We start from the raw sequence: 12653 nt of genomic DNA, 5'->3' as shown, positions 1-12653 counted from the left end.
CGGGGTGGCAGGATTCGAACCTGCGACCTCCGCGTCCCAAACGCGGCGCGATAACCGGGCTACGCTACACCCCGAAATAGCTATCACTTATAAAATAAGCTTCCAAATTATTGCAAAAAATATAAATTATAATCTACTCTTAAAATTTGGAGGTGCAAATATATAGCTTTTATTAATAGTGACAATACATAATTATTTGTAATTTTAGTTCCTGTAAATTAAATCTGTTCATTATGAAGCTTCTTAAAATATTTTCTCTACTTCTTATAGCTATAAATTATTCCGCTTGTGCACAACAAGTAGATTCAGAAGTTAAAGCTGAAGAACCAAGTGATACAAATTATACTACAGAATTAATTATAGATGAACTTAGTATACCCTGGGGAATGGCGTTTTTACCTGATGGTAGTATATTAATAACGGAAAAATCTGGTGAACTGATTCATTTTAAAAATAATGAAAGGGTTACAATATCTGGTTTACCTGAGATTTATAATAGAGGGCAAGGAGGATTGTTAGATGTAATTATTCATCCTAAGTTCAGTGAAAATGGATGGATCTATTTTTCTTACGCCTCACAAGAGGGTGATGGAGATGGTGGTAATACGGCTATTATGAGAGCTAAGTTAGACGGAAATACCTTAATTGATAAACAAGTATTATATAAAGCGGAACCGAATACCACTAAAGGTCAACATTTTGGTTCACGATTAGCTTTTGATAATGAGGGATTTTTATATTTTTCTGTTGGAGATAGAGGTAATCGTGATGAAAATCCCCAAGATATTACTAGAGATTGTGGGAAAATATATCGCTTAAATGATGATGGTACCGTACCAAATGATAATCCATTTATAAATGAACCAAATGCCAAAACGGCTATTTACTCTTATGGTCATAGAAATCCTCAGGGGATGTTTAAGCATCCAGAAACGGGAGAAATTTGGACCCATGAGCATGGTCCGCAAGGAGGAGATGAGATAAATATCATCCAGAAAGGATTAAATTATGGTTGGCCAAAAATTAGTTATGGAATTAATTATAGCGGGACTACTTTAACTGAAAATACAGCTTTACCTGGTATGGAGCAGCCTCTTTTTTATTGGGTGCCTTCTATAGCACCTAGTGGTTTTGCAATCGTTTCTTCTGATAAATACCCTGAATGGAAAGGTAATTTACTTGTTGGCTCATTAAAATTCCAATATTTAGAACGGTTAGTGTTGGAAAATAATAAGGTAGTAAAGCGAGAAAAATTATTTGAAGGTTTAGGGCGTGTAAGAAATGTTGTACAAGCACCTGATGGTTATATTTATGTAGGAATTGAAAATTTAGGAATCATTAAAATTGTACCGAAGTCATGATCAGAGTGGCAATGTTTAGTGTAGTTTATTTGTTGTGTTTTAATGTTTTTGGGCAGAATAGTGCAAATAGTGAAGATGTAATAGTTAGTATTGATAGAGGTGTCATTATTTATGAAGATTTCTGTATGAATTGTCATTTGGTTGAAGGAGAAGGTGTTGAAAATGTGATCCCACCATTGGCTTTGTCAGATTTTTTAATGAAAAATAGAGAAGAAAGCTTAAAAGTAGTAAAGTTTGGTCAGTCCGGAAAGATCGTAGTCAATGGAAAAACCTATAATGGCACAATGACGGCTATGGGGTTAACTGATCAAGAAATAGCAGATGTAATGAACTATATAACCAATAGTTTTGGTAACTCTAATGCTATAAAGTTTACGGAACAAGAAGTTTTAAAAATAGAGAAGTAGAATCAGGCATATTTGGTTAAATTTGCATCAAGAAAAATATTAACATTTATATAATTCATGCTCGTAATAGGAATTGCCGGAGGTACCGGAAGTGGTAAAACCACAGTTGTAAATCAGATTATTAACGAATTGGCAAATGAGGACGTTACTGTAATTTCTCAAGATTCGTATTATCATGAAACGGATAATTTATCTATTACAGAGCGTTCGAAAATCAATTTTGACCATCCCAGAGCAATTGATTTTGATTTATTAGTCAAACATATAGCTCAGTTAAAAAAAGGTAAAACTATTTTGCAACCTGTATATTCATTTGCAATGCACAATAGAACAAAGGATACGGTAAAAACGCATGCCAGTAAAGTGTTAATTGTAGAAGGTATTTTAATTTTCTCTCATAAAGATTTGCGAGACATGATGGATATTAAAGTATTTGTACATGCAGATTCTGATGAGCGACTTATCCGTAGATTAAAAAGAGATATTACAGAAAGAGCGAGAGATATGGATGAGGTTTTGCAACGTTATCAGAGCACCTTAAAACCCATGCACGATCAATTTATTGAGCCGATGAAAGAGTATGCTGATATTATAATACCGAATAATAAATACAATACGGTAGCTATTGATATTGTGAGAACCATCATTAATGAAAGACTACAGTAAATGACCTTTAAAGAGTTTCGGAAAAATAAAGTGGTTCGATTTTTAAGCAACAGATATATTCTTATTTTACTGTTGTTTTTAGTTTGGATGTTGTTTTTTGATGAGAATTCTTATTTGAATCATCGAGAATTGAATCGAGAACGAAGTAAAATAAAAAATACTATTGAGTTTTATGATGATGGATCTGAATACGACAAAAAATTAATAAAAAATTTACAAGATCCTGACTCATTAGAAAAATTTGCTAGAGAAGAATATAAGATGAAGCGGAAAGATGAAGACATCTTTATTATTGATTTTGATTCAATAAAAGAAAAATAATGAGCTATTTTTTATTTGACGAATTTTATCAAGTATCTGCCAAAGAATGGAAACAAAAGATTCAATTTGATCTTAAAGGAGCCGATTATAATGAAACGTTAGTATGGGAGTCTAATGAAGGTATTAAAGTAAAGCCTTTTTACCATAAAGACGACACCAAATTTTTACCTATAGTTACTTCTAAAAAGAAATACTCTATTTGTCAATCTATTTTTATTTCTGACGTTAAAGTGGCAAATTTTTTAGCAAAGGACGCTTTAAAGCGAGGGGCAAACTCGATTGAGTTTGAAGCTCATGCTGATTTTGATATTAATCAATTACTTGACCAATTACTTAATTCTGGAGATACAAAAGATAATGTTCAAATTTATTTCAAACTTAATTTTTTATCAGAATCGTTTTTAATACGACTAATTGAGAAATGCGAAGACCTATCTATTTTTCTGAATGTTGATTTAATTGGAAATCTTGCCAAAACGGGTAATTGGTTTAGAAATAAAAAAGAAGACTATTCTATTTTAGAAAATATTCTCAAAAAAGCTACCTCAAATGTCAGTGTACTTTCCGTAGATGCTGGACTTTATCAGAATGCAGGTGCAGACATTATTCAGCAAGTGGCTTATGCTCTAGGTCATGGTAATGAGTACTTAAATACTATTGCTAGTAATACAAAACAAATTGTTAACACGATCTCATTTCAATTTGCTATTGGAGGCAATTACTTCTTTGAAATTGCCAAACTGAGAGCTTTTGGGTATTTATGGCAATTACTCACCGAGGAATATGATGTAAATATAAAAGCGGAGCTATTTGTAAAACCAAGTTTACGCAATAAAACGTTGTATGATTCTAATGTAAATATGTTACGTACTACAACGGAATGTATGAGTGCAATTCTGGGTGGAGCAGATGTTATTTCTAATGTGTCTTATGATAGTTTATATCATAAAAAAAATGAATTTGGTGAACGTATTGCAAGAAATCAGCTTTTAATTTTACAGGAAGAAAGTTACTTTAAAGAGGTGAGTCAGGTCGCTGAAGGTTCTTATTATATAGAATCGTTAACCAAAGAGATTGCTGAAAAGGCGTTACAGTTATTTAAAAATATTGAAAAAAGTGGTGGTTTTTTAAGCCAATTTGAGGCTGGTACTATTCAACGTAAAATTGAGCAAAGTGCAGCAAAGGAACAACAACAAATTGATAAAGAAGAAATAATTTTGTTAGGCAGCAACAAATATTCTAATGTCGATGAAAGAATGAAGTCTGAATTAGAATTGTATCCATTCGTGAAAATAAAACCACGTAAAACGGAAATAAGACCAATTATTACCAAAAGATTGGCTGAAAAAGTTGAACAGGAAAGGATAAGCCAAGAATAAATGTCTCGTAAAAACGTCCAACATATAAAATTGAATACAATGAGTTCTGAAGATAGAACTCAAGAGTTTCAACATGAAAATTTTGTGGCCGGTATTGCACCCTATCTTCGTGGTAATAACTCCACAATGTATGTAAGTAACCCATGGACTATTCGTGAATATGCTGATTTTTCAACCGTCGAAAAAACGAATGCTTTTTATAGAAGAAATATAGTAAAGGGGCAAAAAGAACTATTTGTGACTTTTAACACGGCAGTAAATTATGGTTTAGATTCAGAGGCTGAAGAAGGAGTAAGTGATGAGGGTGGTAAAGCAGGTATTGTCATTGATTCTGTTGAGGATATGAAAATTCTGTTTGATCAGATTCCTTTAGATCAAATATCTGTTTTCATGTCAGTTAATGGAGCCGTATTGCCCATTTTGGCCTTTTATATTGTAGCTGCTAAAGAGCAAGGGGTAAATGTATCAGAATTAAGGGGAACTATCCAAAGTGATATTCTTAAAGAGTTAATGACAAAAGGTAGAGATCTATCTCTTCCTATAAATTCAATGAAATTTAGTACTGATATTTTTGAATTTACGAGTAAAAACATGCCGAAATTCAATTTAAGTACAATAGCTGGCTATCAACTTCAAGAAACTGGTGCTACACCTGAAATTGAATTGGCATATACGTTGGCTAAAGGTTTAGAATACCTGAAAATGGGTTTAAATAATGGTACAGGTATCGATACTTTAGCTCTGAAATTATCTTTTTCATGGAGTATAGGTATGGAGCATTTTAAGGAGATTGCTAAACTTAGAGTTGGAAGAATGTTGTGGGCGAAAATTGTAAAACAATTCCATCCTAAAAATCAAGAGTCGTTGGTTATGCGTTCGCATAGTCAAACAAATAGGAATAGCTTAACTGTACAAGATCCTTTTAATAATTTAGCAAGAACTACAATTGAAGCCATGGCTGGTGCTTTTGGTGGTACACAATCTTTACATGCTCCTGTATTTGATGCAGGGATGAAATTACCATCTGATTTATCACACAGAAAAGCAAATTCGACTCAAATTTATATTCAAGAGGAAACCAACATAACAAAAACAGTTGATCCTTGGGCAGGATCTTATCATGTAGAGGAATTAACTGAAAATATTGCCAAAGAAGCTTGGGGATTGATTCAAGAAGTTGAAGAACTTGGTGGATTGACTAAAGCAATTGAACAAGGGATTCCTAAAATGAGAATAGAAGAAGCGGCCGCAAAAAAAAGAGCGAATATGGATAATGGAAAAGATATTACAGTAGGTGTACATAAATATCAATTTAAGGAGAAAGTTGTTTCAGCTTCATTAGCTGCAGATAATGATGCTCAAATAAAAAGATTACATACTTTAAAATCGAATAGGAATCAACAATTAGTAGATGCGGCACTTTTAAATTTAAGTAATTGTGCCAAATCAGGAACGGGAAATTTATTAGCTTTTGCTATAGTAGCTGCTGAACAAAGAGCTACACTAGGAGAAATGTCTAAAGCATTAGAAATAGCTCCAGATAAATAAAATTAAAATTTAATTATTGACATGAATAGTAAGACTACACCAAATGATAATCAATTTAAAAAGGCATTAGAATTATCTGATACATTTGCTGAATTAGAAGGTCGTCGTCCGCGAATTATGTTGGCAACAATGGGGCAAGATGATCATTATCTCGAAGTGAAAGTGGTTGCAACTAGTTTTGCAGATTTAGGTTTTGATGTAGATATTGGTCCGTTATTTCAAACTCCAAAAGAGGCTGCAAAACAAGCAGTAGAAAATGATGTTCATATATTAGGTGTTTTGTCTTTAGCTGATGGAAATAAAATTTTAATTCCACAAGTTATAGAAGAATTGAAAAAATATGGTAGAGAAGATATAATGGTTATAGCTGGCGGTGTTATACCTCCTAATGATTATCAGCTTTTAATTGATAGCGGGGTAATGATAGTATTTAGCCCAGAAACCAAAATTTCTGAAGTTGCAATTGATGTATTAGAATTATTAATTGAAAGTTAGATTTTATTTCAATAATTTAATTCCTGAATCTTCTAATGTAATTGCTCTGTTCTTATATAGAAACCCTATTGCTTTTTTAAATGCCTTTTTACTCATACCTAGAGAGCTGTAAATTTCTTCAGGAGAGCTTTTATCAGTTAATGGCAGTAAACCATCGTTTTTAGATAGAGCGGTTAGAATCAAGTTACTATTAGCATCATTAAATTTTCTATATCCAATAGGTTGTATTGAGATGTCGATATGATTGTCTTCTCTTACTTTTTTTACATATCCTTTTAATTGATCACCAATGTTAAGGGTAGTAAAAACTTCATTTTCATAAACAAGTCCTTTGTGTTCATTATTTATTATTACAACATAGCCTAAATCTGTTTGTTGATATACTAACAAATCAACCTCTTCTCCTGCTTCTATGGTAATATTTATATTTTGTAATTGTTTTTCAATATAACTACTAGCAAATAATCTATTTGTAGTTTCATCTATATCTAAATAGACTACATACCATTTACCTTCAGCCATTTCATCTTTTTGCTCACCAAAAGGTACTAGTAGATCTTTGTCTAAGCCCCAATTTAAAAAAGCACCGACTTTAGTTAAAGCCACTACTTGAAGCAATGCAAATTGATATAATTGTATTTTTGGTTTTTTAAAAGTGGCTACTTTTTTTCCATCATTGTCATGATAAACAAATACTTCAATAGAGGTTCCTATTTCAGAATTCCCTGAAGTAATTTGTTCAGAGCAGAGCACCTTTTCATTGTCATTATCAGTTAAAATGAATCCATCTTCTGTTTTCTCTAATATGTTAAGAGTATTGTATTGTCCTAAAGTGATCATTACTATTATTTTTTGCGAAAGTACTGTTTCTTTTTATAATTAAATTGTATCAAACCTTTGTTTCGTTAATTTATCCTTAACCTCTCCAGTATGTTTTATTGTAGAAGGTTCAAAAAGCAAGACCCAAACTTCATTTAGGGCAACAGGTTTATGATCTATACCCTTTGGAATGATAAGCATTTCACTTTCTTTTAATTTCACCTTTTTGTCTCTAAACTCAATTGTCAATGTTCCTTTTATTATAAAAAACAATTCGTCTTCCTCTTTGTGATTGTGCCACACAAATTCACCCATTAGTTTTGCTAATTTTACATCTTGTCCGTTTAATTGACCGATGATTTTTGGTGTCCAATGCTCTTGGAAAAGAGAAAATTTATCATTTAAATTAAGAACTTCCATTGAGTTAGTTTTCTAAAAATTGAGGTGCTTTTCGGTGTTGTGTTCCTTGTTCATACGCAAAAGCAATTTCTATAAGTATGGGTTCGCTCCAAGCTCTACCAAAAAAGGAAATTCCTACAGGTAAGGCATCTATAAACCCCATAGGTACAGTAATGTTTGGGTATCCAGCTCTCGCCGCAGGTGAAGAACTTCCTAAACCAAAAGAATCACCATTGATGTGATCTGTTTTCCATGCCGGACCTCCAGTTGGTGAAATTATAGCATCTAAATTATGCTCATCCATAACTTTATCTATACCGTTTTCTCTAGCACCACTAAGCATTTTTGATAATGTTTCTTTATATGCGTCACTATCTAAGCCTTTTTTTTCTTGAGCCATTTCTAAATATCTCTGATTATAAAATGCCATTTCGATGGAGTCTTTTTTGTTGTATGTAATTAACTCTTCTAAGTTTTTTATTTTTCCATCTTTTCCTAATGACTTAAAGTAGTTGTTAAGTCCATCTTTGTATTCAAATAACATGACTTGAAAAGATAATCCACCTACATTATTATCTGAGATTTTATTAATTTCAACAACTTCAGCTCCTTGACTTTTTATAAATGCTACGGCATCATTAAAAAGGGTATCCACTTTATAATTATTACCCAAAGGAGCCGTGTAAATACCAATTTTTTTACCTTTTAGTCCATCTTCATTTAAAAATTGGGTATAATCACTTTTAAAATTGTTATGGCTAGCAAAGGTCTTATTATCAAGGGAATCAATACCAGTCAATGCACCCAAGCATATGACAGCATCGGTAAGCGTTCTTGACATAGGACCTGCTGTGTCTTGTGTAAAAGATATTGGAATAATACCTGAACGGCTTATTAAACCAACAGTTGGTTTTATACCTACAATACCATTGTTGTTCGATGGGCAAACAATTGAGCCATTTGTTTCTGTACCTATTGCTAACACTGTTAAGTTTGCAGAAACAGCTACGCCAGAACCGGCACTTGAACCACATGGATTTCTATCTAAAACATAAGGGTTTTTTGTTTGACCTCCAATACCGCTCCATCCACTTGATGACATTTCGCCTCTAAAGTTGGCCCATTCGCTTAAATTTGCTTTTCCTAAAATTACGGCTCCAGCTTCTCTTAATTTTTTAGCAACAAAGCTATCTTGTAAAGGTTTTGAATTCTGAAGAGCTCTTGAACCTGCTGTAGTAAACATATGATCATGTGTGTCTATGTTATCTTTTAATAAAACAGGTATTCCATGCATGGCACCTCTAGATTTTCCAGCTTTTAATTCTTTATCTAGTTCTGCAGCAATTGATAAGGCATCTGGATTTACTTGAATAATAGAATTTAAATTCGGTCCATTTTTATCTATACGCTCTATTTGATTTATATAGTTCTGAATTACTTCTGTTATTGTGAAATCTTCATTATTATATCCCTCTTGTAATTCTGCAATTGTAATTTCTTCCAATTCAAAATTATTAGTTGAGCTGTTTGATTTATTTTGATCTTTTTTAGAAGTGCAGGAGATAACTAATAAGAAAAATACAATAGATGTTATCTTAAAAAAGAAAGTGTATGAAGTGGGTTTTAGCAGCATATTTATTGGAATAATAAAGTAATGTACTAAGGTAATTAAATTTAATTTAAACTATCTATATGTTTTTTTACTTGGTCAGCGTATTCATCTACAATAACCCATTGATGATTACAGGTTGTTCCGTGATCTTCTTTCCATTTAGCATATGTGCCGTATTCATCGACTTCACGTGTGCTAATTAGTTCAACTTTGTTGCCAAATAAAGAACGTTCAAAGTCTTGTACTCCGCAAACAGAACATGTTTTCCAAGTGGTTTTACTTGATAAAATTAACACAAGAAGTAATGCAAAAATTAGTGTTACGAAATACATTGTCTTTATTTTCAAATCTTGAATTTAATTTTTGTTAAAGTTAAATATAAAAAAAACCGAAGTATTTATCAAATACTTCGGTTTAAATCTAGTTATAAATTTTGTTATTCTTCACTTTTACTTAGCATCACAGTTTGTAATGCAGCTTCTTTTGAACTTAAAGTAAATGTGTATTTATCATCTAAAAAAACTTGCATAAGCTCTCTATCCTCACTTACCCAATAGTACGCATCTTTCATTCCTTTACCTTGATGAACAAATTTATGAAGTTTCATATCCTTTCCATTAATCTTAGTAGTTGTAGTACCTAAGTAATTAACAGTATGGTTTTTTAAAACATAAAGTTTCGTTTCATCTAAAGCATTAAATTTAAATGTACCCCTTCTGTCAAAAGGTAATTTAGGAATAATTGCCCATAAATTAAATGTAGGAATTGTTCTTGCAGGTATTTTTAAAGTTGCATTGTATTTTGCAAAAGTAAATCGTTGCACATCTGGGTCTGAATCCATTTCATCAACATAGTCACCTTTAAAATGCCAAAAAGAAATATCGTTTTTATCGGTCTTGATTTTTGTTCCTGTAAAATTTACTGGTTCAATGTTAGAATCTATAGTACCGTGAAACTTAAACTCTTTAGCCATGACCATTTTTTCAGATTCGCATGAAGTACTTAAACTGAAATTCAATACGTCATTATCAAAATTGGCTTTTACTACCGTGTTTATAGTGTTTTGATTATTAGAATCTAATTTTTGAAAACTAATATAACCTTCTGTGTCTAATGAGGTATACCAATAAATTTTTTCTAAGTTTTCTTGTGAAAAACTAGTGATACTTAGGCATAACATGCCTAGAAATAAGGGGAGTTTTTTAATCATAGTGTTCTTTTGTTAAGGTTAAAAATTTAAAATTGTATATAATTCTACACTGATAAAACAACTACAAGTCTAAAATTCCTACCTATGAAACCGAAAAATATTAAAATATTTGTAAATATACTACAAATTTTATTCGATTGTTTATTAATTAGATTTACGTTCAGCCCTTCGTTGTTCCCTTTTTGCCTTACGTTCCGCTTTACGTTGCTCTTTTTCAAGTGTAGTATTATTCTTGTTAAATAGATTTTCAAAGAATAAATTAAATTTTGAGTCTTCTAAATAATCTTCACAGTCTAAGGCATCTGCATATTGCTCAGGAAGGGGGGCGAAGGGAGCACTGTATTGCTTTTTTACATTTTGTAATGTTTTTCCTACTAGGGGAAGAGCTAATTTACTTCCAGATCCGTTTGTGCCCGAGTTAAATCTAATACTTGGCGATGAAGCACCGACTCTAGATACGATTACTAATTTTGGCGTATAAGCAGCAAACCAGGCATCCGCATAATCTTGTGAGGTGCCCGTTTTACCGGCGATGGGAATATTTATACCATATTTGTTTTTTAATGAAGTTCCGGTTCCTTCATTTATAGCCTTTTGTAGCATAGCTGAAAGTAAAATGGAGGTGTTTTTACTAATAACTCTATTTTTTTTAGTTGGCTTTAATAATTTGTTTTCATATATAGTTTTTCCATCTGCTGTTTTAATACTTAAAACAGTCTTAGGTTCTACTAGGTAACCACCATTGGCAAATGCACTATAGGCTCTACTCAATTCATAGATACTTGAATTAGCTGTACCTAAAGCTACGGAAGGTTTTTTAGGTAATTCTGAAGAGAAACCTAAACCTTTCCATAATTTTTCTAAATTGGCGAATGGGATATTTAAAAATAAATTTACTGTAGGGATATTCATAGATTTGGCTAAAGCGGCTGCCATAGAATAATTGCCACCCGTTGAATTGTCATAATTGCTCGGTTGCCAATTGTCAAAATCAGAAATAATTAACGATTTATTATCCAAATACGAGCAGGGCATAATTCCTTGTTCTAGGCCTGCGGCATATAAAATTGGTTTAAAAGTTGAAGCGATTTGACGTTGAGCAAAAATTTGATCGTAAGGTTGGGTGCCAAAGTCAATACCTCCAACCCATGTTTTTACCGCTCCCGTTTGAGGATCTAAGGCTAGTAAACCGGCATGTAATAAAGTAATGGATTGACTTATACTATCATGTATAGATATTGAATCCGTATAAACACCATCCCAACTAAACAATTCTCTATTTTGTTTTTCATTGGCTATATCCGTTAATTTTAAACGGTTTAGTTCTTTTGTAATTAGCTTATTTAAGGTTTTTAAACTATTTCCTGAACGGTATTGTTTTCGTAAGCGAGTTTGCATTACACTTAAATGGCTTTTAAATGCATTTAGTGCTTGGTTTTGTAATTGTAAATTAAGTGTTGTGGTAATAATAAGTCCATCCTTGTTCGAAGTGAGTTCTGTGTTATTGTCACTATTGTAATCTTCTAAAATTTTATTAACTTCATCTTTTACCTGAACTAAAAAGTAATTTGCTGGCCCTTCTGATTCTAAATTAGCATAATCTAGTTGTAATGGAATTTTTTGAAGAGAATCTTTTATTTTTGCCGTAATATAATTGTACTTTTCTAATTGTGTTAATACTACGTTTCTTCTTCTTTTAGCGTTGTCAGGGTATATTCTAGGGTTGTAGAAGGTATTTGCTTTTAACATCCCAACGAGTATAGCAGCTTCTTCAATCTTTATTTCTTCAATAGGTTTGTTAAAAAAACGTCTAGCCGCAGCTTCAATACCTAATACATTTTCTCCAAAAGGTACCGTATTTAAATAAAGCGTTAGAATATCTTCTTTAGAGTATATTTTTTCTAGTCGATACGCCAAAAAAGCTTCTTTACTTTTATTAACCAACATGCTTAACGGACCATGATTTTTGCGACCATACATGTTTTTTACTAATTGTTGATTGATAGTACTTCCTCCACCAGAGCCTTTATCACGAAAAAGAATAGTTTTAAAAAGCACTCTTAATAAGCTCCGAGAATCAACACCGTCATGCTCAAAATATCTCGCATCTTCAGTAGCAACTAAGGCATTAATTAAGTGTTTTGGTAACTGTTCATACTTAATGTTTGTTCTGTTTTCTGAAAAAAACTTCCCTAATAACTCATCATCTTCCGATAAAACTAAGGTGGCCGTCTGATTTTTAAAAGCTTTTAATTCCTCTATGGTGTGTATAGGCCCAAAGACACCATAATATATTGATGTTAAAAAGAGACCAAGTAAAACAGCCAGAAACGTCAGGCTTATTATTAAATATTTTAGTATTTTTTTAAACATATAAATTACTAAGGGAGTTTATGCATTTTTAAACGACAACTTATTGTTGATATTCTTGTTTAG

The 12653-nt window shown here is 32.1% G+C and carries 11 protein-coding genes, 1 tRNA gene and 1 pseudogene; 6 read left to right on the top strand and 7 right to left on the bottom strand.

The features are described 5' to 3' along the window. Window positions 1-74: transfer RNA gene (locus D3P13_RS20010), tRNA-Pro, on the bottom strand. 159 nt (window positions 75-233) lie between these two features. Between D3P13_RS20010 and D3P13_RS20005 the strand changes: the two genes are divergently transcribed. The 6 genes and pseudogenes from D3P13_RS20005 (at window position 234) to scpA (ending at window position 6177) form a co-directional block, all read left to right on the top strand. After that, the gene (locus D3P13_RS20005) at window positions 234-1361 is read left to right on the top strand and encodes a PQQ-dependent sugar dehydrogenase (protein ID WP_117885076.1); all 1128 of its coding nucleotides are present in this window, start codon (window positions 234-236) and stop codon (window positions 1359-1361) included. Next, window positions 1358-1768, top strand: a complete 411-nt coding sequence (locus D3P13_RS20000) for a c-type cytochrome (protein ID WP_232829257.1) — start codon at window positions 1358-1360, stop codon at window positions 1766-1768. The genes D3P13_RS20005 and D3P13_RS20000 overlap by 4 nt, the downstream gene beginning before the upstream one ends. A gap of 57 nt (window positions 1769-1825) precedes the next feature. After that, window positions 1826-2434: a uridine kinase gene (udk, locus tag D3P13_RS19995; protein WP_117885074.1), complete on the top strand. Its 609-nt coding sequence runs from the start codon at window positions 1826-1828 to the stop codon at window positions 2432-2434. Beyond that, window positions 2435-2755 carry an FtsB family cell division protein gene (locus D3P13_RS19990; protein WP_117885072.1) on the top strand — a complete coding sequence of 107 codons (321 nt, stop codon included), beginning with the start codon at window positions 2435-2437 and terminating at the stop codon, window positions 2753-2755. Continuing rightward, the gene (locus tag D3P13_RS19985) at window positions 2755-4134 is read left to right on the top strand and encodes a methylmalonyl-CoA mutase subunit beta (RefSeq protein ID WP_117885070.1); all 1380 of its coding nucleotides are present in this window, start codon (window positions 2755-2757) and stop codon (window positions 4132-4134) included. Before D3P13_RS19990 ends, D3P13_RS19985 begins: the two co-directional genes overlap by 1 nt. Continuing rightward, window positions 4135-6177 (top strand): annotated as a pseudogene (scpA, locus tag D3P13_RS19980) (methylmalonyl-CoA mutase). It begins immediately after the preceding gene. A 3-nt stretch (window positions 6178-6180) separates the two neighbouring features. Here scpA and D3P13_RS19975 read toward each other — a convergent pair. The 6 genes from D3P13_RS19975 to D3P13_RS19950 form a co-directional block, all read right to left on the bottom strand. Beyond that, on the bottom strand, window positions 6181-7017 hold the full coding sequence (locus tag D3P13_RS19975; RefSeq protein ID WP_117885068.1) for a CvfB family protein: 837 nt from the start codon (window positions 7015-7017) through the stop codon (window positions 6181-6183). Between the two features lie 39 nt (window positions 7018-7056). Beyond that, a complete protein-coding gene (locus D3P13_RS19970) occupies window positions 7057-7416 on the bottom strand; it encodes a cupin domain-containing protein (protein ID WP_117885066.1) in 360 nt (119 codons plus the stop codon). Between the two features lie 4 nt (window positions 7417-7420). Further along, entirely contained in the window at window positions 7421-9028 is a 1608-nt protein-coding gene (locus D3P13_RS19965) for an amidase (protein ID WP_117885064.1), read from the bottom strand. Between the two features lie 41 nt (window positions 9029-9069). After that, window positions 9070-9339, bottom strand: coding sequence for a hypothetical protein (locus D3P13_RS19960; protein WP_117885062.1), 270 nt, complete (start codon window positions 9337-9339; stop codon window positions 9070-9072). 104 nt (window positions 9340-9443) lie between these two features. Then, entirely contained in the window at window positions 9444-10217 is a 774-nt protein-coding gene (locus tag D3P13_RS19955; protein WP_117885060.1) for a hypothetical protein, read from the bottom strand. Window positions 10218-10361: 144 nt separating this feature from the next. Further along, entirely contained in the window at window positions 10362-12590 is a 2229-nt protein-coding gene (locus D3P13_RS19950) for a transglycosylase domain-containing protein (protein ID WP_117885058.1), read from the bottom strand. Window positions 12591-12653 lie beyond the last annotated feature (63 nt).

Origin of the sequence: Aureibaculum luteum (assembly GCF_003449015.1) — a bacterium.
Classification (GTDB): Bacteria; Bacteroidota; Bacteroidia; order Flavobacteriales; family Flavobacteriaceae; genus Aureibaculum; species Aureibaculum luteum.
Note: the sequence above shows the minus strand (reverse complement) of the source record. Positions and strands in the feature narration are given on the sequence as shown.